The organism is Bradyrhizobium roseum (genome assembly GCF_030413175.1).
GTDB lineage: Bacteria > Pseudomonadota > Alphaproteobacteria > Rhizobiales > Xanthobacteraceae > Bradyrhizobium > Bradyrhizobium roseum.
In genome coordinates this window covers 5544089-5566067 of record NZ_CP129212.1, presented here as the reverse complement: position 1 = coordinate 5566067, position 21979 = coordinate 5544089, and the positions used below count along the sequence as shown (strand labels likewise).

The 21979-nt window shown below is 63.0% G+C and carries 20 protein-coding genes; 16 read left to right on the top strand and 4 right to left on the bottom strand.

Annotation, left to right across the window (positions count from 1 at the left end; all coding sequences use genetic code 11):
- Positions 1 to 7 precede the first annotated feature (7 nt).
- Positions 8 to 988, bottom strand: a complete 981-nt coding sequence (locus tag QUH67_RS26390; protein WP_300942302.1) for an ABC transporter permease — start codon at positions 986 to 988, stop codon at positions 8 to 10.
- 102 nt (positions 989 to 1090) lie between these two features.
- Complete coding sequence (locus QUH67_RS26385) at positions 1091 to 2698, bottom strand: ABC transporter substrate-binding protein (protein ID WP_300942301.1); 1608 nt, start codon at positions 2696 to 2698, stop codon at positions 1091 to 1093.
- Between the two features lie 197 nt (positions 2699 to 2895).
- Between QUH67_RS26385 and QUH67_RS26380 the strand changes: the two genes are divergently transcribed.
- The 7 genes from QUH67_RS26380 to QUH67_RS26350 all read left to right on the top strand — a co-directional run bounded on the left by QUH67_RS26380 (position 2896) and on the right by QUH67_RS26350 (position 12152).
- Positions 2896 to 4149, top strand: a complete 1254-nt coding sequence (locus QUH67_RS26380; protein ID WP_300942300.1) for an NAD(P)/FAD-dependent oxidoreductase — start codon at positions 2896 to 2898, stop codon at positions 4147 to 4149.
- A gap of 97 nt (positions 4150 to 4246) precedes the next feature.
- Complete coding sequence (locus tag QUH67_RS26375) at positions 4247 to 4501, top strand: DUF6489 family protein (RefSeq protein ID WP_300942299.1); 255 nt, start codon at positions 4247 to 4249, stop codon at positions 4499 to 4501.
- A complete protein-coding gene (locus tag QUH67_RS26370) occupies positions 4502 to 5299 on the top strand; it encodes an esterase/lipase family protein (RefSeq protein WP_300942298.1) in 798 nt (265 codons plus the stop codon).
- Between the two features lie 156 nt (positions 5300 to 5455).
- A complete protein-coding gene (locus tag QUH67_RS26365) occupies positions 5456 to 7003 on the top strand; it encodes a WS/DGAT/MGAT family O-acyltransferase (protein WP_300942297.1) in 1548 nt (515 codons plus the stop codon).
- A 9-nt stretch (positions 7004 to 7012) separates the two neighbouring features.
- The gene (locus QUH67_RS26360; protein ID WP_300942296.1) at positions 7013 to 8005 is read left to right on the top strand and encodes an alpha/beta fold hydrolase; all 993 of its coding nucleotides are present in this window, start codon (positions 7013 to 7015) and stop codon (positions 8003 to 8005) included.
- A 77-nt stretch (positions 8006 to 8082) separates the two neighbouring features.
- A complete protein-coding gene (locus tag QUH67_RS26355) occupies positions 8083 to 11322 on the top strand; it encodes a bifunctional cytochrome P450/NADPH--P450 reductase (protein ID WP_300942295.1) in 3240 nt (1079 codons plus the stop codon).
- A 155-nt stretch (positions 11323 to 11477) separates the two neighbouring features.
- Positions 11478 to 12152, top strand: a complete 675-nt coding sequence (locus QUH67_RS26350; protein ID WP_300942294.1) for a spermidine synthase family protein — start codon at positions 11478 to 11480, stop codon at positions 12150 to 12152.
- Here QUH67_RS26350 and QUH67_RS26345 read toward each other — a convergent pair.
- A complete protein-coding gene (locus QUH67_RS26345; RefSeq protein WP_300942293.1) occupies positions 12149 to 13063 on the bottom strand; it encodes an alpha/beta fold hydrolase in 915 nt (304 codons plus the stop codon). The genes QUH67_RS26350 and QUH67_RS26345 overlap by 4 nt on opposite strands.
- Positions 13064 to 13228: 165 nt before the next feature.
- Between QUH67_RS26345 and QUH67_RS26340 the strand changes: the two genes are divergently transcribed.
- The 6 genes from QUH67_RS26340 to QUH67_RS26315 all read left to right on the top strand — a co-directional run bounded on the left by QUH67_RS26340 (position 13229) and on the right by QUH67_RS26315 (position 18516).
- Positions 13229 to 13609, top strand: coding sequence for a hypothetical protein (locus QUH67_RS26340; RefSeq protein ID WP_300942292.1), 381 nt, complete (start codon positions 13229 to 13231; stop codon positions 13607 to 13609).
- Positions 13606 to 14688 (top strand): alpha/beta fold hydrolase, encoded by a 1083-nt coding sequence (locus QUH67_RS26335; RefSeq protein ID WP_300942291.1) that lies wholly within the window; start codon positions 13606 to 13608, stop codon positions 14686 to 14688. The genes QUH67_RS26340 and QUH67_RS26335 overlap by 4 nt, the downstream gene beginning before the upstream one ends.
- On the top strand, positions 14685 to 15278 hold the full coding sequence (locus QUH67_RS26330; RefSeq protein WP_300942290.1) for a GNAT family N-acetyltransferase: 594 nt from the start codon (positions 14685 to 14687) through the stop codon (positions 15276 to 15278). The genes QUH67_RS26335 and QUH67_RS26330 overlap by 4 nt, the downstream gene beginning before the upstream one ends.
- Positions 15279 to 15587: 309 nt before the next feature.
- Positions 15588 to 16064, top strand: a complete 477-nt coding sequence (locus QUH67_RS26325) for a phasin (protein WP_300942289.1) — start codon at positions 15588 to 15590, stop codon at positions 16062 to 16064.
- Between the two features lie 205 nt (positions 16065 to 16269).
- Entirely contained in the window at positions 16270 to 17556 is a 1287-nt protein-coding gene (locus tag QUH67_RS26320; protein ID WP_300942288.1) for a DUF445 domain-containing protein, read from the top strand.
- Positions 17557 to 17745: 189 nt separating this feature from the next.
- Positions 17746 to 18516: an esterase/lipase family protein gene (locus QUH67_RS26315; RefSeq protein ID WP_300942287.1), complete on the top strand. Its 771-nt coding sequence runs from the start codon at positions 17746 to 17748 to the stop codon at positions 18514 to 18516.
- A gap of 101 nt (positions 18517 to 18617) precedes the next feature.
- On the opposite strand, the gene QUH67_RS26310 is transcribed toward QUH67_RS26315, so the two are convergent.
- The gene (locus QUH67_RS26310; RefSeq protein ID WP_300942286.1) at positions 18618 to 19205 is read right to left on the bottom strand and encodes a hypothetical protein; all 588 of its coding nucleotides are present in this window, start codon (positions 19203 to 19205) and stop codon (positions 18618 to 18620) included.
- Positions 19206 to 19728: 523 nt separating this feature from the next.
- On the opposite strand from QUH67_RS26310, the gene paaX reads away from it, so the two are divergent.
- From paaX to paaB, 3 genes are all read left to right on the top strand, one after another.
- On the top strand, positions 19729 to 20598 hold the full coding sequence (paaX, locus tag QUH67_RS26305) for a phenylacetic acid degradation operon negative regulatory protein PaaX (protein ID WP_300942285.1): 870 nt from the start codon (positions 19729 to 19731) through the stop codon (positions 20596 to 20598).
- 76 nt (positions 20599 to 20674) lie between these two features.
- On the top strand, positions 20675 to 21667 hold the full coding sequence (gene paaA / locus QUH67_RS26300) for a 1,2-phenylacetyl-CoA epoxidase subunit PaaA (RefSeq protein ID WP_300942284.1): 993 nt from the start codon (positions 20675 to 20677) through the stop codon (positions 21665 to 21667).
- An 11-nt stretch (positions 21668 to 21678) separates the two neighbouring features.
- Positions 21679 to 21966, top strand: coding sequence for a 1,2-phenylacetyl-CoA epoxidase subunit PaaB (gene paaB / locus QUH67_RS26295; RefSeq protein WP_300942283.1), 288 nt, complete (start codon positions 21679 to 21681; stop codon positions 21964 to 21966).
- Positions 21967 to 21979 lie beyond the last annotated feature (13 nt).

The window sequence follows — 21979 nt, the reverse complement described above, 5'->3', positions numbered from 1 at the left end:
GGGCGTCTCAGGCCGGGCGGCTGATGGTCGAGCGCAGGCGCGGATCGACGATGGTGTAGAGGATATCGACCACCAGGTTGATGGTGACGAAGATCAGCGACACCATCAGCAGGTATGCGGCCATGATCGGGATATCGACATTTTGCACCGCCTGCACGAACAACAATCCCATACCCGGCCACTGGAAGACGGTTTCGGTGATGATGGCAAATGCAATTACCGAGCCAAATTGCAGCCCTGCTACAGTGATGACGGGAACCAGCGTGTTCTTCAGCGCATGGCCGAAATGAATGGCGCGGGTGGTCAGGCCACGGGCGCGGGCAAAGCGGATGTAATCGGTGCGGAGCACTTCGAGCATCTCGGCGCGCACCAGCCGCATGATCAGGGTCAGCTGGAACAGGCCGAGCGTGATCGACGGCAGGATCAGCGCCTTGAGGCCGGACAGCGTCAACAGACCCGTGGTCCACCAGCCAAGACGCACGACGTCGCCGCGGCCGAATGACGGCAGCCAGCCCAGCGTCACCGAGAATAGATAGATCAGGAGAATACCGATCAGGAAGGTCGGCAGCGAAATTCCGATCAGCGACACCGCCTGGAATAGCTTGGCCAGCGCGGAGTCACGCCGCAGCGCCGAATAGACCCCCATCAGGATGCCGAACACCATGGCGAAGACGGTGGCGCAGGCCGCCAGTTCCAGCGTCGCCGGCATCCGCTCCATCAACAGGTTCGAGACCGGCTGGCGGAATTGATAGGACACCCCGAACTTGAATTGCGCGACATTGATGAAGTAGCGCGCGAACTGCACCGGCACCGGATCGTCGAGGCCGAGCGACTTGCGCACCGCCTCGCGCTCGGCGGCCGGCGTATCCAGCGAGACGATCTGGTTGACCGGGTCGCCGGCAAAGCGGAACATCGAGAACGCGATGACGCCGACCGCAATCATGACGCCGATAGCCTGGAGTGCGCGGCGAAGCGTGAAAGCGAGCATGGGTTCCTTTCACTGCCCTCGGATGCGACGGTTGCCGTCGCCTCGAAGAAAAAGAAAAGTCCCGGAAGCCGCGAAGCCACCGGGACCTGTATTGAAGCCTGACTAGTCCTGTTTGGTCGCCCAGTACAGCAGGACCTGGTTGTCGGCGCGCTGGCTCAGCTTGACCTTTTTCGACACACCCCACGCCAGCGCCTGCTGGTGCAGCGGGATATAGCCAAAGTCCTTGGCGCCGATTTCGTAGGCCTGCTTGATCAGGAGGTCGCGCTTGGCGGCGTCGGATTCCTGCAGCACCTGGTCGGTGAATGCGTCGAGCTTCTTGTTGCAGTAGCCACCGAGATTGGCTTCGCCGCGGCTGGATTTCGGATCGTCACGGCAGCCCATGATGTCGAACAGGACGTTGTGGGAGTCGAGCGTGCCGGGCGTCCAGCCGAGCAGGTAGAACGAGGTCTGGTAGCCGCCGGGCTTCAGCACCTTGGCAAAATACTGCGCCTTGGGCTGGGCCAGCAACGTCACCTTGACGCCGATGCGGGCGAGCATGCCGACCACCGCCTGACAGATCGCGGCGTCGTTGACATAGCGGTCGTTCGGACAGTCCATCGTGACTTCGAAGCCGTCGGGATAGCCGGCTTCGGTCAACAGCTTCTTGGCGCCGTCGGGATCGAGTTTCGGCCGCGTGAAGTCGCCGGACAGCTTGAACAGTTGCGGCGCGATCATCAGCGCCGAGGGCGTCGACAGGCCGCGCATGACGCGGTTCTTGATCAGTTCGATGTCGACGGCCTTGAAGAAGGCCTCGCGCACCTTGACGTCCTTGAACGGGTTCTTGCCCTTGATGTTGGAGTAGAGCAGTTCGTCGCGGACCTGGTCCATGCCGAGGAAGATGGTGCGGAGTTCCGGTCCCTTCAGAACCTGGGCGTTCGGGCTGGAATCAACCCGCGAAATATCCTGGATCGGAACCGGCTCGATGACGTCAACTTCGCCCGAGAGCAGAGCGGCGACGCGGGTGGCATCCGAGCCGATCGGGGTGAAGATGATTTCCTTGAGATTATGTTCGGGCTTGCGCCACCAGGTGGGATTGGCCTTGTAGACCGTCTTGACGCCGGGCTGATGGCTCTCGACGCTGAAGGGACCGGTGCCGTTGGCGTTGAGCGAGGCAAAGCTCGGTGTCGTGGCCGCCGCCGGCGTCGGCTCGACGGCGTTGTTCGCCTCGGCCCACTTCTTGCTCATGATGTACCAGGTATCCCATTGCGAATTGAGAATGGGATTGGGAGTCGGCAGGACGAAGTCCACGGTGTAGTCGTCAACCTTGACCACCTTGGTGCCGCTGGGGATGCGGGTCTGCAGGTTCGAGCCCTTCTTCTGGACGCGTTCTGCCGAGAAAACCACGTCGTCAGCGGTGAAGGGATCGCCGTTCTGGAATTTCACGCCCTTGCGCAAATTGAACCGCCAGCGGGTCGGCTCTGGAATCTCCCAGCTTTCGGCCAGCGCCGGGATGATCTTCAAATCCCTGTCGCGCGCCACCAGGCCTTCGAAGACATGCCCGAGATGGGCGTGGGTGGTGCTCTCGTTCAGCGTGTAGGGATCGAGCGATTTGAGATCGCCCTGGTTGGCGTAGCGCAGGGTCTGCGCCGATGCCGGCGCCATCGCCAGGGCTGTCGTTAAGGCAAGTATTGAAGCCGTGGCCGCTGCAAACACACTTCGACGTACCGACATTTGTTTCGATTTCCCGCTTTGATGCGCCATTTCCGCGACTAGCGACGGATATTGCCGAGCCATGTTGCCAAAGTCCAGCCGCCGCGCAAGCATCATTATCCCGCACTGCGTGCCGGTTTGCGCGGCGGTGCGGCAATGAGTAGGTTCACCATAAGACGCGCGGGCAAGCGCTGGACATTGAACTTTTGGAGTGCCGGATGGCGGAACTGAAGGCCGACGTACTCGTTCTGGGTGCGGGCATGGTCGGCGTGAGTGCCGCCCTGCACCTGCAGAAGCGCGGCCGGAACGTGGTTCTGATCGACCGGCACGAGGTGGCCGGCGAGGAAACCAGTTATGGCAATGGCGGCCTGATCGAATGCGCTTCGGTATTTCCCTACATGTTTCCGCGCGATCTCGGCCAGATCCTGCGCTACGCGTTGCTGCAGGCACCGCAGGTGCGTTACCACTTCAGGGATTTGCCGGCTTTCCTGCCGTGGCTGACGCGCTATTTCCTCGCCTCGTCGCCGCAGCGTGCACTGGACAGTGCGATGGCGGAATTGCCGTTGATCCAGCGCAGCCTGATCGAGCATGAGGCACTGATTGCGGAAGCCAATGTGCCGGAGTTGCTGCGGCGGACCGGCTGGATCAAATTGTTTCGCTCCGAGGCGACGCTTGCGGGTGCGGTCAGCGAACTGGAGCGGGCCCGGCAGTATGGCGTCGCGGGCGATATCCTGGACCCGGCGGCGATTGTAGCCCGCGAACCGCATCTGACCGGCGATTTCAGTGGCGCCATCCATTTCCCGGCGCCGGGCTTCGTGCCGGATCCCGGCGGCCTGGCCAAAGCCTATTCGGCGCTGTTCGGCCGCAAGGGCGGGCGATATCTGGTCGGCGACGCGCGCACGCTCGAACAATCCGGCACGCGATGGCGGGTGGCGACGCTGGAAGGCACGATCACGGCGCGCGACGTCGTGGTGGCGATGGGCCCATGGTCGGATCAGGTTTTTGCGCCGCTCGGCTATTCGATTCCGCTACAGGTCAAGCGTGGTTACCATTTGCACCTCAAGCCGCGCGGCAACGCAGTCTTGCACCATCCCGTCCTGGACACCGACCTGGGCTATCTCCTGGCGCCGATGAATCGTGGCATTCGACTGACCACCGGCGCCGAGTTCGCTCACCGCGATTCGCCGCCGACGCCGGTCCAGGTCGAGCGTTCCCTGCCGCGGGCGCATCGGTTGTTCCCGCTGGGCGAACCGGTCGACACCAAGCCATGGATGGGCGCTCGGCCCTGTCTGCCTGACATGCTGCCGGTGATCGGCAAGGCCCCTCGCCACAGCGGGCTGTGGTTCGATTTCGGCCACCAGCACCACGGCCTGACGCTCGGGCCGGCCACCGGCCGCCTGCTGGCGGAAATGATGACCGGCGAGACCCCGTTTGCCGATCACAGGCCCTTTGCCGCCGAACGTTTTGGTTGACCATGTCGGGAGTTGAAAAGGCCGGGGTCCGGCTCTTGTCCTTGCGCGATCAGGATTATCGTGGCGATACTGCAGGCAGCCAGCAAAAGGAGCGGTCATGAAAGTTAACGTCGAAGTGGATTGCACGCCGCTGGAAGCCAGACAGTTTTTCGGACTTCCGGATGTGCAGCCGATGCAGACGGCGGTGATGGACAAGATGCAGCAGCAGATGATGGCCAACATCGAAAAGGTGTCGCCGGAGTCGCTGATTCAGAGCTGGTTCACCTTCGATCCAAAGATCGCCGAGCGGTTTCAGGATATGTTCGTGACCATGGCCGGCCTTGGTGGCATGGGCCATAAGGACAAGAAGTAAGTGGCCGTCGCCGAGGACGGGGCGGCGAAAGCGCAACGGCTGCGGCCACCGAGCCTGTTCTTGTTGCTGGCCGAGGCGAGGGGCCTGCTCGAGCTGAACTCGAGCCTGTTGCTGTCGCCGCTGTTGTTGCGCGCACCGAAGGGCGACGGGCATCCGGTGCTGGCGCTGCCGGGCTTTCTTGCCAGCGATCTGTCGATGGCGCCGATGCGGCGCTATTTGAAAGAGCTCGGCTACGACGCCCATGCGTGGAACATGGGACGCAATCTCGGCGGCGTCGCGTCCAAGCGCGAGGCCTTGCGCGACCTGTTGCGGCGCATTCACGGCCAGACCGGCCGCAAGGTCAGCCTGGTCGGCTGGAGTCTTGGCGGCGTCTATGCGCGCGACCTCGCGTTGCAGGAGCCGGGCATGGTGCGCAGCGTGATTACGCTCGGCAGTCCGTTCGCCAGCGACATCAGGGCCACCAACGCCACGCGGCTCTATGAGGCGCTGTCGGGGGAGAAGGCCGATGACAATCCGGAGATCAGAGAGGCGATCGCCGGCGACCTGCCGGTGCCGGCGACTTCGATCTATTCCCGCACCGACGGTATCGTGAACTGGCACACCAGCCTGCTGCGTCCTTCCGCAACGGCTGAAAACATCGAGGTATATTTCGCGAGCCATATTGGACTCGGCGTCAATCCGGCGGCCCTATGGGCGGTCGCCGACCGCCTAGCGCAGCCCGAGGGGGAGTTTAAGCATTTTGACCGATCGGGTCCCTTTGCCATTGCCTATGGGCCTCCTGAAAATGCACAATCCTGAGCTTGCGCCTTGAGCTCAAGGGCATGATCACGAACAGTCCCACCTGCAATTGATGCAGGATCGGGAGGAGTTTTCGGATATGCTCCAATAACAAAAGTTATTTCAGACGCCAGAAGCGCCACCAAGGCGCCGCGTTTTTGACCGCGGGAGGAAAGTATGGCGGACGCCAAGAAACTGTCTTCGATGGACGCGTCATTTCTGTATCTCGAAACGCCCGAGATGCCGATGCATGTCGGCAGCATGGCGATCTTCCGACTGCCGGAGAACTACAACGGCAACTTCTTCGAGGATTTCAAGGCGATGATCGCCTCACGGCTGCACATCGCGCCGATCCTCAAAGCGCGGCTGGAAAAGGCGCCGCTCGACATCGATCATCCCTCCTGGGTCGAGGACGACCAGTTCGATATCGACCGTCACATTTTCCGTGGCAGCCTGCCCGCGCCCTACGACCGCGCCACGCTGGAGCGCATTGTCGGCTGGATGCATGCAAAACTGCTCAACCGCGCCCGGCCGCTGTGGGAGTTCTACGTCTTCGAAGGCATGAAGGACAACGAGATCGGCCTTTACTCCAAGATGCATCACGCCTGCATCGACGGCGGCGCCGGTGCCGCGCTGACCAACATGATCTATGACGTCACGCCGATCCCGCGAAAGGTCGAGGCGCCGATCCCGCAGGCCAAGGGGACCAAGGAACCGCGCGACATCGCCGCCAATCTGATCGATTCCTACCAGCAGCTCTGGCGTCAGCCCTTCGACGGTTCGTCGACGCCGAAAACCCTCGATCTGCCGCGTTCGGGAAAGAGCGATCTCGGATCGATCCTGTTCGACAACGCCATGTTCCAGATCGAGAGCGCGGTGAAATTCGCCGGCAGTATCCCGGCGATGCTCAAGAGCGTCTCCGATGTCGTCGGCAAGATCTCCGATCCGAAGTCGCGCGAAAGCATTGCCAGCATGCTGTCGCCGCCGACGATGCTTAACAAGGCGATTTCGTCGGAGCGCAGTTTTGCCGGCACGTCGATTTCGCTATCGCGCGCCAAGGCGGTCGCCAAGGCATCCGGCGGCAAGCTCAACGACGTGGTGCTGGCGCTTTCTTCCGGCGTGGTGCGGCGCTATCTGCTGGAGCGCGGCGCCTTGCCAGCCAAGTCGATGACCGCGGCAGTGCCGATCTCGCTGCGCGAGGAGGGTAACACCGAAGCCAACAACCAGGTTTTCGGCATGGTCTGCTCGATCGCCACCAATATCGAGAATCCCAGGGAACGGCTGGAAGCGATCATCGCGCAATCCACCAAGTCCAAGGAGATGTCGCATCCGCTGCGGGCGTTCATGCCGCAGGTTTCCAACGTCTCGATGCTCGGGGCGCCGATCATGGTGCAGATCATGGCGCTGCTCTACAGCCGCTCGGACCTGTCGAACGTGTTGCCGCCATCCGCCAACATTACGGTGTCCAACGTGCCGGGGCCGCGGCAGACACTGTACGCCGCGGGGGCGGAATTGCTGCACATTTTCCCGGTGTCGATCTCGACCCACGGCATCGCGCTCAACATTACCGTGCAGAGCTACCGCGACCAGCTCGATTTCGGCTTCATTGCGGGCGCCAACATCATTCCCCATGTCCAGGTCATGTGCGGCATGCTGCCTCGCGAATTCGAGGAGCTGGAGGCGGCATTCCTGCCGCCGCCGAGCATGACCAGCGCCGCTGAATAGGATCTTGCGATGATTGAAATGCCGCCGCTGCAGTTCGCCCAGGTGAACGGTATTCGCATGGGCTATTACGAGGCGGGCCCGAAGTCCGACAAGCCTCCGCTCATTCTGTGTCATGGCTGGCCGGAGCTGGCGTTTTCCTGGCGCCACCAGATCAAGGCGCTGAGCGAGGCCGGTATCCGCGTCATTGCACCGGACCAGCGCGGCTATGGCGCGACCGACCGGCCCGAGCCGGTCGAGGCCTACGACATGGAGCACCTGACCGGCGACCTCGTCGGACTGCTTGACCACCTCGAGATCGACAAGGCGATCTTCGTCGGCCACGACTGGGGCGGCTTCATCGTCTGGCAGATGCCGCTGCGTCATATCGATCGCGTCGCCGGCGTCGTCGGTGTCAACACGCCGCATTACGACCGCCTGCCGGCCGATCCGATCGAACTGTTCCGCAAGCGTTTCGGCGACAGCATGTACATCGTGCAATTCCAGGACCCCGCCCGCGAGCCCGACAAGATCTTCGGCAGCCGGGTCGAGCAGACGTTCGACGCCTTCATGCGCAAGCCGCTGCCGCGCAAGGATGCGGCCGAAGCGCCGTCGGTCGCGGGTGTCGGTGCATCGGCCAAGACCAATCTTGCATTCCCGCAGATGATCGCCGCCTATGATGCCAAATTCGATCCGCGCACGCCGATCCTGTCGCCTGAGGAAAAGAAGGTGTTCGTCGATACCTTCACGAAGACCGGCTTCACCGGCGGCATCAACTGGTACCGCAATTTTTCGCGCAACTGGCAGCGCTCGGAAGGTATGGATCATATGGTGCGCGTGCCGTCGCTGATGATCATGGCCGAGAACGACGCCGTGCTGCCGCCCTCGGCCGCCGATGGCATGGAGAAGATCGTCCCTGATCTGGAAAAATATCTCGTCCGCGACAGCGGCCATTGGACGCAGCAGGAAAAGCCGGAAGAGGTCAGCGCCAAGCTGATCGAATGGCGTAAACGAAGATTCGGGTAGACCTTATCATGGAGCGCACGCCGCTTTCGGCGCGCTCCCCAGGATGACGATGCGGAATGGCAGGAGTTACTTCGACAATGGCGTCCCCCAACAAGCTGGATCCGATACCGCATCCGCCGAAGAAGCCTGTCGTCGGCAACATGCTGTCGCTGGATCCCAACGCGCCGGTGCAGCACCTGGTGCGGCTCAGCAAGGAGCTCGGGCCGATTTTCTGGCTGGACATGATGGGCGCCCCGCTCGTCATCGTTTCCGGCCATGATCTGATCGACGAACTCTCCGACGAAAAGCGCTTCGACAAGGCGGTGCGCGGTTCGTTGCGCCGTGTCCGTGCCGTCGGCGGCGACGGGCTGTTTACCGCCGATACCAATGAGCCGAACTGGAGCAAGGCGCACAACATCCTGTTGCAGCCTTTCGGCAACCGCGCGATGCAGTCCTATCACCCGAGCATGGTCGATATCGCCGAGCAGCTCGTGAAGAAATGGGAGCGGCTCAACGGCGACGAGGAGATCGACGTCGTCCACGACATGACCGCGCTGACGCTCGACACCATCGGGCTGTGCGGCTTCGACTACCGCTTCAATTCGTTCTATCGCCGCGACTACCACCCGTTTGTGGAGTCGCTGGTACGCTCGCTCGAGACCATCATGATGACTCGCGGCATTCCGCTGGAAGGCCTTTGGCTGCAGAAGCGGCGCAAGACCCTCGCCGAGGACGTCGCCTTCATGAACAAGATGGTCGACGAGATCATCGCCGAGCGCCGCGGCAATGCGGAAGCTGCCGAGGGCAAGAAGGACATGCTCGGCGCCATGATGACGGGCGTCGACCGTTCCACCGGCGAGCAGCTCGACGACGTCAACATCCGCTACCAGATCAACACATTTCTGATCGCGGGCCACGAGACCACGAGCGGGCTGCTGTCCTGCACGATCTACGCATTGCTCAAGCATCCCGAAGTGCTGAAGAAGGCCTATGAGGAAGTCGACCGGGTGCTCGGGCCCGATATCAACGCGAAACCGACGTATCAGCAGGTCACACAGCTCACCTACATCACGCAGATTTTGAAGGAGGCGCTGCGGTTGTGGCCGCCAGCGCCCGCCTATGGCATCGCGCCGCTCAAGGACGAGACGCTCGCTGGCGGCAAGTACAGACTGAGAAAGAACACTTTCATCACCGTTCTCGTGATGGCGCTGCATCGCGATCCCAGCGTCTGGGGGCCGAACCCCGATGCTTTCGATCCCGAGAATTTCAGCCGCGAGGCCGAGGCCAAGCGACCGATCAACGCCTGGAAGCCGTTCGGCAACGGCCAGCGCGCCTGCATCGGCCGCGGCTTTGCGATGCACGAGGCGGCGCTGGCGATCGGCATGATCCTGCAGCGCTTCAAGCTGCTCGATCCGCATCGCTACCAGATGCATCTGAAGGAAACGCTGACCGTCAAGCCTGACGGCTTCAAGATCAAGGTGCGGCCGCGCGCCGACCGGGACCGCGGCGCTTTTGCCGGCCGGGCGGCGGTAGCGGCTGCCGCCTCGAATGCCGCGGCGCCGCAGGCGCGGGCCCGTCCGGGACACAACACGCCGCTGTTGGTGCTCTACGGCTCCAACCTCGGCACGGCCGAGGAGCTGGCGACGCGCGTGGCCGACCTCGCCGAGGTCAACGGCTTTGCGACCCGGCTCGGCGCGCTCGACGATTATGTCGGCAAGCTTCCGGAGAAGGGCGGGCTTTTGATTTTTTGCGCCTCCTATAATGGCGCCCCTCCCGACAATGCCACACAGTTCGTCAAATGGCTGGACAACGGCCTGAAGAAGGATGCGCTCGCCAAGGTGCGCTACGCAGTGTTCGGCTGCGGCAACAGCGACTGGGCGGCGACCTATCAATCCGTGCCGCGCATGATCGACGAGCAACTGGCGGCGCACGGCGCGCGCAGCCTCTCCGCTCGCGGCGAGGGCGATGCCCGCAGCGATCTCGATGGTCAGTTCGAAAGATGGTTCGCGAAGGCCGCGCCTGCGGCGATGAAGGAGTTGGGCGTTGATTCCAGCTTCGCCCGCAGCGCCGACGACGCGCCGCTGTATTCGATCGAGCCGGTGGCGCCGTCGGCTGTCCATACCATGGTCGCACAGGGCGGCGTCGCGCCGATGAAGGTGCTGGACAATTCCGAACTCCAGAACAAGAGCGGCGCCAACCCCTCCGACCGCTCGACCCGGCATATCGAAGTGCAGTTGCCGCCCGGCATCGTCTACCGCGTCGGCGACCATCTCAGCGTCGTGCCGCGCAACGATCCCGCGCTGGTCGATTCCGTCGCGCGCCGCTTTGGCTTCTTGCCGGCCGACCAGATCCGGCTCCACGTCGCCGAAGGCCGCCGCGCGCAATTGCCGGTCGACGATGCCGTGTCGGTCGGGAGGTTATTGACCGAGTTCGTCGAGCTGCAGCAGGTCGCGACCCGCAAGCAGATCCAGATCATGTCGGAACACACGCGCTGTCCCGTCACCAAGCCAAAACTGCTTGCCTATCTCGGTGACGACGCGGCTTCGGCGGAGCGCTATCGCTCGGACGTGCTGACAAAACGCAAATCGGTGTTCGATCTGCTGGAAGAATATCCCGCCTGCGAGCTGCCGTTCCACGCCTATCTGGAAATGCTGTCGCTGCTGGCGCCGCGCTATTACTCGATCTCGTCGTCGCCCTCGATCGACGCGGCGCGCTGCAGCATCACGGTCGGCGTCGTCGAAGCGCCGGCCAGTTCGGGGCGCGGCGTCTACAAGGGCGTGTGCTCGAACTACCTTTCCGGTCGCCGTGTCGGCGATAACATTCATGCCACCGTGCGCGAGACCAAGGCCGGCTTCCGCCTGCCCGATGATCCCGCGGTGCCCGTGATCATGATCGGCCCCGGCACCGGGCTGGCGCCATTCCGCGGCTTCCTGCAGGAGCGCGCCCACCGCAAGGCGCACGGCGCAAAACTCGGTCCTGCCATGCTGTTCTTCGGCTGCCGTCATCCCGATCAGGATTTTCTCTACGCCGATGAACTGAAGGCATTTGCTGCCGACGGCATCGTCGAACTGCACACCGCGTTCTCGCGCGCCGAGGGGCCGAAGAACTATGTGCAGCATCAGGTGACGGCGCAGAAGGACCGCGTCTGGAACCTGATCGAGCAGGGCGCGATCGTCTATGTCTGCGGCGACGGCGGCAAGATGGAGCCTGACGTCAAGGCCGCGCTGGTTGCGATCTATCGCGAGAAGACCGGCTCCGATACTGACGCGGGCCTGCGCTGGATCGACGATCTCGGCACCAGGAACCGTTACGTGCTGGACGTGTGGGCGAGCGGTTAGACGTCGTCCCTGCGAATGCAGGGACCCATACGCCGCGGCCTCTCATTGAAGCAATAGCGCCAGATACTCTGCCCGTAACCACTACCTCCTGTGGTTATGGGTCCCTGCGTTTGCAGCGACGACGACTGTTGTGAGAGCATGCTACAAGCCTCCGCATGATTCCCTGGGAAAAACTCGACACCGCACGCATCCCCGGCACCGAGGACGAACTCCGCCTGATGCGCCGCGGCAAGGAGTTCTCCATCATGCTCGGCACCAACGAGCTGATGAACAGCCGCCTCTCGGGCTCGGAGGCCGCGCTGGCGACGTTGGCGGCGAGGAAGATCGAGAAGATCGCAAAGCCTCACATGCTCATCGGCGGCCTCGGCATGGGCTTTACGCTGCGGGCGGCGCTGGGGGCGCTCGGCAACGAGGCGCAAATCATGGTGGTCGAACTCGTCCCGGCCGTCGTCGCCTGGGCGCGCGGCCCGATGGCGGAAATCTTTGGCGATAGCCTCGGCGATCCCCGCGTCAGCATCCGTGAAGCCGATGTCACTGAAATCATCCGCACGCACCGTGCGAAATTCGATGCCATCCTGCTCGACGTTGACAACGGTCCGGAAGGCCTGACGCGCAAGGCCAATGATGCGCTCTATAGTTCAGCGGGGTTGAATGCGGCGCATGTGGCGCTGCGCACGGGCGGCGTTCTCGCGGTATGGTCGTCCGGCCCCAATCCGGCGTTTGCGAAGCGGCTGCGCGGCGCAAACTTCGACGTCAACGAAGTCAACATCCGCGCCACCGGCAGAGGCGGCGGCGCCCGCCACGTCATCTGGATCGCGACGAAGATTTAAGCCGCCTTCGCCGCCGCACGATGGGCGTGCTCGTCGATCGCCCCGATGATCTGCGGCCACATCGGGATCGGCAATGCGTGGCCCATGCCTTCGATCATCAGGAGCTTCGCGCCGGGGATTGACGCCGCCGTATCCTTGCCGCCTGCGGGACGCACCAGCGGATCGACGGTGCCGTGAATGACCAGCGTCGGAATCTTCAGGTGGTGCAGCCGTTCCTTGCGGCTGCCGGAGGCCAGCACCGCGCGCAACTGCCGCCCGACGCCGGCTGGATTGAGGCCGCGTTCGAAGGTGCGCGCGGCGCGCGAGGGATCGAGCGCCTCGTCTTCCGGGAACGAGCCGACGCGCAGTATCTTCCAGGTCTTGGCGAACCGCGCAAAATATTCCTCCTTGGTGCGCGGCGGCGGCGCCATCAGCGCGGCGGCGGCCTCGCGGGTCGGCGGCGGAAGCCTCGGGTTGCCGGTGGTCGACATGATCGAGGTGAGCGAGCGAACCCGGTGCGGAAAGGACAAGGCTACCTCTTGCGCGATCATGCCGCCCATCGACGCGCCGACCAGATGCGCCGACTTGATGCCGAGAACGTCCATCAGGCCGACGGTGTCCTTGGCCATGTCGATGAGCTTGTAGGTCGAGGCGACCGGAATCCTGAGGAACCGCAATTTGATCAGTTCGAACGGCGTCAGGCGCGCGCCGCCGGACAGATGCGAGGATTTGCCGATGTCGCGGTTGTCGAAGCGAATGACGCGAAAGCCGCGCGCGGCGAGCTGGCGGCAGAAATCGTCGTCCCAGTGAATCATCTGGGCGCCGAGCCCCATGATCAGCAGCATCGGTTCCGCGGTCGGGTCGCCGAAGATCTCGTAGCAGATGTCGATGCCGTTGGCGCGAGCGATCTGGGGCGGCTGATGGGCAAGCATCGCGTTTGTGTTCCCTTGGCTGAAAACGTCTCGCAGTAACTATGGCACGGTTTCCCGCACCGCAGAAGGTGTGCGGCGGTTGACCGGTCCGCCACAACGGTGTGGTATGGGTCAAATCGATGCGAAGCGTGGCAAGCGCTCGTCACTTTTCCGGGAGAGGGCGCGATGGCCGACAAAGGCAACGATCCTGCCGCGATTTGGCAGAGCATGCTCGGGGAGATGGAGAAGGGGTTCAACTCCTTTGCCAACCAGGCGATGGCGTCGCCGGAGTTCTCCAAGGTAATGAACCAGGTCGGCGGCGTCTCGGCCGGCGCGCAGAAGCAGCTCGGCGAGCTGATGGAAAAGTACTTGCTCGCGATGAACCTGCCGAGCCGGGCGCAGATGGTCGGCATGTCCGAGCGGCTGCAGTCGATCGAGGGCCAGCTCAACGAGATCAAGGCGATGCTGCACCAGGTGCATCACAATTCGCTGGCGACCGATGGCAGCGCCGGCGCGCCGCGGCCGCCGCGCACCAGGCGGCCGCCATCGGAGGGAGAGCCAAAATGAACGCTCCCGCGGGCCTCGATCCGGCGTCGATTGCGGAGCGGATCCAGTCCGAGGTGCAGCGCGCGATCCAGCGCAGCATCAAGGGCGTCGAGTATTTTGCCTCATCAGGCCCGTCTCTCGGCTCCACGCCAAAGGACATCCTTGCCCTCCGCGGCACCATGAACCTCTATCACTACCGGCCGATGGCGGATGAGATCTACCGCGTGCCGATCCTGATCGTGATGGCGACCACCAACCGCGGCTACATTCTCGACCTCGTGCCGGGCCAGAGCTTCATCGAGTTTCTGCTGAAGCGCGGCTACGACGTCTACATGCTGGACTGGACCGCGCCGAAGCCGGAAGAGAAAAGCCTGCGGATGGACGACTACGTTCTCGACTTCATCCCGGATTGCATCCGCCGCGTGCAGCAGGATTCCGGCGAAAAGGACGTCAGCATCATCGGCTATTGCTTCGGCGGCGTGCTGTCACTGCTGTACGGCTCGATCTTCAACGACGGGCCGATGAAGAACCTGATCTGCTTTACCACGCCGATCGATTTCCGCGAGATGAAGCTGTTTTCGAATTTCTCCGATCGCCGCTATTTCGACGTCGACCGCCTCGTCGACAGCGTCGGCAACGTGCCACCGGAAATGATCCTGTCGTCGTTCGAGATGCTGCGGCCGGCCTCGCGCGCCGCCAGCCAGGTTCAATTGTGGGAGAACATCTGGAACGATGAATACGTCAAGGCCTACCGGATGATGGACCGCTGGGGCACCGACACGCTGCCGCTGGCGGGCGAGTACTTTCGCGCCATCACCAAGGACCTGATGTGGGACAACAAGCTGTTCAACGACACCATGTCGGTCGGCGGCCGCGCGGCCAATATCGCCGACATCAAGGTGCCGATCCTGCATGCGGTGGCCGAGCACGACCACATCGTGCCCTATGACGCGGCAAAACACCTGATCAAGAAGGTCGGCTCGACCGACAAGGAAGAGGTGATGCTGAAGGGCGGCCATGTCAGCGTCGTCGCCGGCGCCAACGCCGTCAAGCGGCTGTGGCCGAAACTGGATTCCTGGCTGGGGAAGAGATCGACATGAGCGAAACCCGTTCCTATCCGCGCCTCGTCAAGACCGACGCCGGCGAGATCGAATTCCGTATGATGGCGCGCGCCGACGAAGCCGCGGTGCTGGCGTTCGCGCAAAAGCTGCCGACGCACGATCTGCTGTTCCTGCCGCGCAACATCAGCCAGCCCAAGGTGCTGTCGGCCTGGGTCAACGAGATCGAGCGCGGCGCCATCACCAGCCTGCTGGCGGTGAAGGGCGGGGCGGTGGTCGGCTGCGGGACGCTGGTGCGTGACCCGCATTCCTGGTCGCCCCATGTCGGCGAGATCCGGATGGTGGTGTCGCTGGATGTCCGCGGGCAGGGCGTCGGCCGGGCCCTGTCGCAGGAGACATTCGCGCTGGCGCTGGGGGCGGGGCTGGAGAAGCTGTCGGTGCAGATGACGGTCGACCAGCAGGCGGCCATCGCCCTGTTCGAGAGCCTCGGCTTCAAGGCGGAGGCGCTGCTGCGCGACCACGTCCGGGACGTCGACGGCAGGAAGCATGACATCGTCGTGCTCGGGCATAATGTGGCGCAGGTGCGGGCCCAGATGGAGGCCTACGGGCTGCCGGGGGCGGTCCAGCACTGACCGGCCGGGCACCGCCCTGACAATCGGGATCGGACACCGCCCGGACAAAAACGTGCAAAACAACCCCATGCAAAGTAGGCCGGCGCGGCTCCTGCGCCCCGGCTAAGGCTCTGGCGTCATAGCCTAAAGTCGAGTTTTTGCCGGTTCGGCGGGCAAACCGCCCATTCGTCAAGCTGTTCACGTACTCGTGATATCGCGCTGCAACATTGATGTTGCGCTGCACCATTAACTATGACACAACACTCCTGCCCCGGGCCAATCCGGACGGGGTGAGCCCATAGCTCAAACCTGAGGATGGAGAGACACCCCATGACCACCGACACCAATTCCGTACTGAACACCGTCAAGGAAGCCTTCGCGCCCGTCACCGAGGCGTTCACCAAGCTCCAGAGCATGGAAGTTCCGGAAGCTGCGCGTGACTTCGTGAAGAAGCAGGCCGAGACCGCCAAGGTTCGTGCCGCCGATTTCCATGCCGGTTCCGAGAAGGTGACCGCCGCCGTCGAGACCGCCGTTGCCGGTTCGGTCGCCGAGGCTGCCAAGATCAGCCGCAACATCCAGCAGGCGCTCTATCAGGACGTCGAAGCGTTCTTCGCCGGCATCGACAAGCTCGCTTCGGCCAAGTCGCTGAGCGAAGCGGCCCAGATCCAGTCCGAGGCGGTTCGTGCCCAGGGCGAAGTGCTGGTCTCCCGCGCCAAGGCGACGTCCGAATATCTCGGCAAGCTCGTCTCCGAGAGCGCCAAGACCGCGCAGGACAACTTCTCCAAGGTCTACTCCAAGACCGCCTGATCGCGATCTGCCTGACAACTGCATTTCGAAGGCTCGCTTAGGCGGGCCTTCTTTTTTGTCTGATGTCGGCATACGTCAGTCGAACCCTCATGGTGAGGAGGCGCCCTTGCGCCGTCTCGAACCATGAGGCCACGATGGGGCCTGCATCCTTCGAGACGCCGCTTCGCGGCTCCTCAGGATGAGGGTCGTTTGTCCGAAAGCCGCCATGAGCCTTCCCGCCACCTTCGCCATCGACAGCCCCGGCGACGCCGCGCGCGCCGCCGAGCTGCGGCGCGTGAAGCTTCTGGCGACGTCGGTGCTCGCGGCGACATTCGTGATTTTCCTCGGCGCCAAGGCGCTGCTGCCGGTGCACCCCGTATTCGGCTTCATCGCGGCCTTCGCCGAGGCCGCGACCATCGGCGGCCTCGCCGACTGGTATGCGGTGGTGGCGCTGTTCAAGCGGCCACTGGGGCTGCCGATCCCCCACACCGCGATCATCCAGAGCAACCAGCAGCGCATCGCCGACAAGCTCGGCGAATTCATCGAGGTGCACTTCCTCGAGGCCGCGCCGGTCGAAGCCAAGCTGCGGCAGATCGATTTCGGCTCGTTCATCGCCGACTGGCTGCGCGACCGCAAGCGCAGCGAGGATCTGGCGCGCTTTGCCTTGCGGCTGCTGCCGGAAGCGGTGGCGGCGACGGAAAATTCCGGGCTGATCACCTTCGTCAGCCGCCGTATCGCGTCGCAACTGATGGCGATCGATCTCGCGCCGCTCGCCGCCGGCACGCTGCGCGCGTTCGTCAAGGAGGGACGTCATCGGGGCCTGCTCGACGATCTCCTGCGCGGGGTGCACGACACGATGCATCAGGCCGAAACCATGGCCATGATCCGCGAGAAAATCCGCAGCGAACTGCCGACGCTGCTGAAACTCTATCGCGCCGACAAGTTTCTGGTGAACAGGATCGTGGCGTCGGCCACGTCGTTCTTCGAGGAGGTTCGCAACGATCCGGCGCATCCGTTTCGCGGCGAGTTCGACCGGATGATCCTGAGCTTCGTCGATCGCCTCGAAACCGATCCCGCCTATGCCGAACGTATCCAGGGCCTAAAGCGCGATCTGCTCGCGCGCCCTGAACTCGCGGGCCTTGCGCGTCACGTCTGGGAGAATCTGCGCTCGTTCATCGAACGCAGCGCCTCGGGCGAGACCCAGGTGCTGCAGCAATATCTGGTGCGCATGTTCATGACCGCGGGCGAGGCGCTGGCGGGCGATGCCGAGCTGCGCGCCGAAATCAATCAGGGCCTCGTCGCCGTGCTGCGAACGGTGGTCGCCGAACAGAAAAGCGGCGTCTCCACCTTCATCTCCGATCAGGTGAAATCCTGGGACATGGGCCAGCTGATCGCGCTGATCGAGATCAACATCGGCCGCGACCTGCAATACATCCGCTTCAACGGTTCGCTGATCGGCGGGCTGGCCGGGCTCGCGCTCTACACCCTCGAATACCTGCTGCGGCTGCTGTGATTAATTAATCACGTCAATTCTTTTAGTTGCCCCGGGCCGTACTTGGCCGGCTTGCAAGCTGAAAACCGGTTCCCTAACTTTTTGGTCAGCTATGTTGCGTTGCGGAACGATTCTGCTGCGCGAGCGTCTACTTTACTGAACTGGTGGCCGGCTGCCGCGACGTCAGGGGCCGACCCGAGAGGAGACATGATGTCCGTTGCTGCACAGACGCTTTCGCCGCCATCTAAAACGCTGATGTTTCTGGAGGGGCGAGCCTTTTCCGAATTGGGCGCGTTTCTCGGCGCGCTGCCGCTGCTGAGCCTTGCTCCCCGCGGCGATGGTCATCCCGTTCTGGTGTTGCCCGGGCTTGTTGCATCCGACGCATCCACCCGTCCGCTGCGCAGCTTTCTCAAGGGCCGCGGCTACGCCGTTTCGGGCTGGAAGCAGGGCCGCAATCTCGGCCTGCGCCATGGCGTGCAGGACGCGATGGTCGATCTGGTGCACGAGATGAACGACACGCACGGCCGCAAGGTTTCGCTGGTTGGCTGGAGCCTCGGCGGTCTCTACGCGCGCCAGCTCGCCAAGATGATGCCGGAGCGCGTGCGGACGGTGATCACGCTCGGCAGCCCGTTTGCATCAGGCCCGAAGGCGACCAACGCCTGGCGGGTGTACGAACTGGCAAGCGGCCGCAGCGCCGAGGAAGAAGACCACCGTTTCGGCGGCACGCTGGCGGGAACCCCGCCGGTGCCGACCACGGCAATCTTCAGCCGCACCGATGGTGTCTGCGCGTGGCAGGGCTGTGTCGAGAAGACCTCGGCGACGTCGGAGAGCATCGAGGTCGAGAGCAGCCATTGCGGCATGGGCCATCACCCGGCCGCGGTCTATGCAGTGGCCGATCGGCTGGCGCAGGCGGAAGGTGAGTGGGCGCCGTTTGATCGGAGCGGGTGGCGCGCTATGGTTTATCCGAACCCGCACCGGTAAACGGCTACATCCGGGCCACATGATTCGAGACGCGCGGCGTTGCCGCGCTCTTCGCATGAGGGTCTGAAATCTCGAAGGTCGAACAATCTCCACGGAGCCTTCTATTGCGGTCCCAACTGCAATGGAGGCAGTACTACGTGCTGCAATTTCAGTTGATCGCGTATCTTGTAAACGGACTTCGTGACCCGCTCGTTTATCTCCATACATCGATCCGCTATGCAGCAAATCTCGTTAATGGTTGCTGCATTCGCGAGTTTTGACTTCTCCTTAAAAATCGGGTCGGTGATATTCTTAATGGGAGCGAGGCTCCATTGATCTATGCTAACCAGCTTTTCATTTTCGGGCGGCTCGGTTGTGTACATCGAATGACATAGCTGATTACGGAATTCTGTAACCGCCCTGAATCGTTCCAGGCATTCAAACAGCTCAGTTTTGATTTCGGCGTCTAGCTCGTTTTCATACCTGAGTAGATTATAAACGAGATCCATCCTGCGCCGAGTACTAAGGATAGACGCCCAAGCAATATCGGCGTTGCCACTTGGATGACCGGATAGGCAAAAGTAGACAGCGTAAAAGCATGCTTCTGTATTCGCCCACACGGCGATTAGCTTGCCGATGCACATTAGGATAGCTTGCGTCGTATCGAGCTCCTTAGGAATAAGCGAATACGTGGATGGAGCTTTGGGCATGAATGACTCCTAGAATGCGGAAGAGAAGTTGAACTGGACACAGATGCATAAGCGCGCTTTGAGCACATCGAATGTCGCGGCGATGGTCCAACCCCGCACCAGTTGATTAAGAAACCAGCCATTCGAGCTGAAGAGAGTCCCGATAAGGGAGGCGAGAATTGGTGTGACTATAGACGGTTTCGCTTTTGGGTAGCGTGTGTTCTGTCTTCGTACCTGTTATTCACAACTAGGGCGGCCATTCTTCGTTATTTGACGAATCCCGGAGCGACTGGCGAATCCGAAACCGTACTGGTGGGTGCCGCGGTCTCTTTAGCCTCGCCCCGCTTGCGGGGAGAGGCCGACGCGAAGCGGCGGGTGAGGGGCACTCTCCGCGAACTCCGATCCATCGAATTTGCTGAAGCAGCCCCTCATCCCGACCTTCTAAGAGCGAGCTTTGCTCGTCTCGACCCCGTAAAGGATGGGGAGAAGGAGAAGCGGCAGCCACCATTGTCGCCCTCCCAACAAACGCGCTATGCCCTGACGCATGCCGCCGCCGCTTGCCCGCATCATCCAGCAGTTGAAGCGCGAACCTTCGCGCACCGGGTCGATCGTCGTCACCCTGTTCGGCGACGCCATCGTGCCGCGTGGCGGCTCGGTCTGGCTTGGCACGCTGCTGGAATTCTTTGAACAACTCGACATCGACGCCAGCGCGGTACGCACCGCGATGTCGCGGCTGACTGCGGACGGCTGGTTCGAGCGCATTAAAATCGGTCGCAACAGCTTCTACCGTCTGGTGCAGAGCGGGCGGCAAACGTTTGATATCGCGACGAAACACATCTACGGGCCGCCGGCGTCCGACTGGACCGGACGATTCGAGCTGCTGCTGATCGGCAACGGCGGCGATCGCGAGTTGGCGCGCGAGGCGCTGAAGAACGCCGGCTTTGGCAGTCCGCTACCGGGCGTCTGGGTGGCGCCGTCGGGCGTGCCGGTGCCGGAGGAGGCGGCCGGCGCTATCCGTCTCGAAGTCTCTGCCGAGGACGACAGCGGGCGGCGCCTGCTCAGTGAAAGCTGGCCGCTCGATCGCACCGCGGACGCCTACCTCAAATTCATGAAGACCTTTGAGCCGCTGCACCGCTGGATTCTCGGGGGCGAGACGTTGACGGATGCGGACGCCCTCACCGCGCGCGTGCTCCTGATCCACCATTACCGCCGCGTCGTACTCCGCGATCCGTTGCTGCCGACAGCGCTGTTGCCTTCGGACTGGCCGGGCCGGGCGGCCCGGGCGCTGTGCGCCGGGATCTATCGCGACCTGCTTCCCGCGTCCGAACAATGGCTTGACCGCCACGCCACCAATGAAGCCGGTCCGTTGCCGAAGCCGGGCGCGGAACTTGCGAAGCGCTTTGCCAACCGATAGATCTGTTACAGAAATATATTGCATATCTCCATTTGTGTTATATATTCCCTCCCAATAATTTCAGGGGAGGTCCGCCATGTATACGCAGGCGCTCAATTCGTCCGAGGGCGAAGACCGTAATATTGAGGACGCCGCGCGGGCCGCGCAGTTCCAGGCGCGCATCGACGCCGAGGAGCGCATCGAGCCGAACGACTGGATGCCGGCGGCCTACCGCAAAACCCTGACCCGGCAGATTTCACAGCACGCGCATTCCGAAATCGTCGGCATGCTGCCCGAGGGCAACTGGATCACGCGGGCGCCGTCGCTGCGCCGCAAGGCGGCGCTGCTGGCCAAGGTACAGGACGAGTGCGGTCACGGACTCTATCTCTATGCCGCCGCCGAGACGCTGGGCTCCTCGCGCGAGGAACTGGTCGACCTGATGCTGGCGGGGAAGGCCAAGTATTCGTCGATCTTCAATTACCCGACGCTGACCTGGGCCGATATCGGCACCATCGGCTGGCTGGTCGATGGCGCCGCGATCATGAACCAGATCCCGCTGTGCCGCTGTTCCTACGGCCCTTACGCGCGCGCGATGATCCGCGTCTGCAAGGAAGAGTCGTTCCATCAGCGCCAGGGTTTTGAAATTATGGTGACGCTGTGCCGCGGCACCGCGGAGCAGAAGGCGATGGCGCAGGATGCGCTGAACCGGTGGTGGTGGCCGGTGCTGATGATGTTCGGCCCGCCCGACCAGGCGAGCCAGCACTCGGACACATCGACCAAGTGGAAGATCAAGCGGTTTTCCAACGACGAGCTGCGGCAAAAATTCGTCGACGCCACCGTGCCGCAGGCGCAGTTTTTGGGGCTCACCATTCCCGATCCCGGAATGAAGCAGAACGAAAACGGCAGTTGGGAATACAGCGCGATCGACTGGGACGAGTTCAAGCAGGTGCTCGCCGGCAACGGCCCCTGCAACCGCGACCGGCTGGCGGCGCGGCGCAAGGCGCATGACGACGGCGCCTGGGTGCGCGAGGCGGCATCGGCCTATGCCGAGAAGCGCAGGCAGCGCGCCGCCTTGCAGGCCGCCGAATAGGGAGATCAGCGATGGCGACGCCAACCATTCCGCTCTGGGAAGTGTTCATCCGCAGCCGCAACGGGCTGGCGCACAAGCACGTCGGCTCGCTGCACGCCACCGACGCCACGCTGGCGCTGCAGGCCGCGCGCGACATCTACACCCGCCGCGGCGAGGGTCTTTCGATCTGGGTGGTGCCGTCGAACGCGATCACCGCTTCCGACCCGGCCGAGAAGGGCATGATGTTCGAGCCGGCGGAGTCGAAGATCTACCGGCACCCGACGTTTTACGACGTGCCGGAGGAAGTCGGGCATATGTGACGTCCTCATTGCG

What these genes read in the sequence shown, in the direction of transcription:
- QUH67_RS26390 (WP_300942302.1), bottom strand. Translation starts at nt 988, where the DNA reads ATGCTCGCTTTCACGCTTCGCCGCGCACTCCAGGCTATCGGCGTCATG.
- QUH67_RS26385 (WP_300942301.1), bottom strand. Translation starts at nt 2,698, where the DNA reads ATGTCGGTACGTCGAAGTGTGTTTGCAGCGGCCACGGCTTCAATACTT.
- QUH67_RS26380 (WP_300942300.1), top strand. Translation starts at nt 2,896, where the DNA reads ATGGCGGAACTGAAGGCCGACGTACTCGTTCTGGGTGCGGGCATGGTC.
- QUH67_RS26375 (WP_300942299.1), top strand. Translation starts at nt 4,247, where the DNA reads ATGAAAGTTAACGTCGAAGTGGATTGCACGCCGCTGGAAGCCAGACAG.
- QUH67_RS26365 (WP_300942297.1), top strand. Translation starts at nt 5,456, where the DNA reads ATGGCGGACGCCAAGAAACTGTCTTCGATGGACGCGTCATTTCTGTAT.
- QUH67_RS26360 (WP_300942296.1), top strand. Translation starts at nt 7,013, where the DNA reads ATGATTGAAATGCCGCCGCTGCAGTTCGCCCAGGTGAACGGTATTCGC.
- QUH67_RS26355 (WP_300942295.1), top strand. Translation starts at nt 8,083, where the DNA reads ATGGCGTCCCCCAACAAGCTGGATCCGATACCGCATCCGCCGAAGAAG.
- QUH67_RS26350 (WP_300942294.1), top strand. Translation starts at nt 11,478, where the DNA reads ATGATTCCCTGGGAAAAACTCGACACCGCACGCATCCCCGGCACCGAG.
- QUH67_RS26345 (WP_300942293.1), bottom strand. Translation starts at nt 13,063, where the DNA reads ATGCTTGCCCATCAGCCGCCCCAGATCGCTCGCGCCAACGGCATCGAC.
- QUH67_RS26340 (WP_300942292.1), top strand. Translation starts at nt 13,229, where the DNA reads ATGGCCGACAAAGGCAACGATCCTGCCGCGATTTGGCAGAGCATGCTC.
- QUH67_RS26335 (WP_300942291.1), top strand. Translation starts at nt 13,606, where the DNA reads ATGAACGCTCCCGCGGGCCTCGATCCGGCGTCGATTGCGGAGCGGATC.
- QUH67_RS26330 (WP_300942290.1), top strand. Translation starts at nt 14,685, where the DNA reads ATGAGCGAAACCCGTTCCTATCCGCGCCTCGTCAAGACCGACGCCGGC.
- QUH67_RS26325 (WP_300942289.1), top strand. Translation starts at nt 15,588, where the DNA reads ATGACCACCGACACCAATTCCGTACTGAACACCGTCAAGGAAGCCTTC.
- QUH67_RS26320 (WP_300942288.1), top strand. Translation starts at nt 16,270, where the DNA reads ATGAGCCTTCCCGCCACCTTCGCCATCGACAGCCCCGGCGACGCCGCG.
- QUH67_RS26315 (WP_300942287.1), top strand. Translation starts at nt 17,746, where the DNA reads ATGTCCGTTGCTGCACAGACGCTTTCGCCGCCATCTAAAACGCTGATG.
- QUH67_RS26310 (WP_300942286.1), bottom strand. Translation starts at nt 19,205, where the DNA reads ATGCCCAAAGCTCCATCCACGTATTCGCTTATTCCTAAGGAGCTCGAT.
- paaX (WP_300942285.1), top strand. Translation starts at nt 19,729, where the DNA reads ATGCCGCCGCCGCTTGCCCGCATCATCCAGCAGTTGAAGCGCGAACCT.
- paaA (WP_300942284.1), top strand. Translation starts at nt 20,675, where the DNA reads ATGTATACGCAGGCGCTCAATTCGTCCGAGGGCGAAGACCGTAATATT.
- paaB (WP_300942283.1), top strand. Translation starts at nt 21,679, where the DNA reads ATGGCGACGCCAACCATTCCGCTCTGGGAAGTGTTCATCCGCAGCCGC.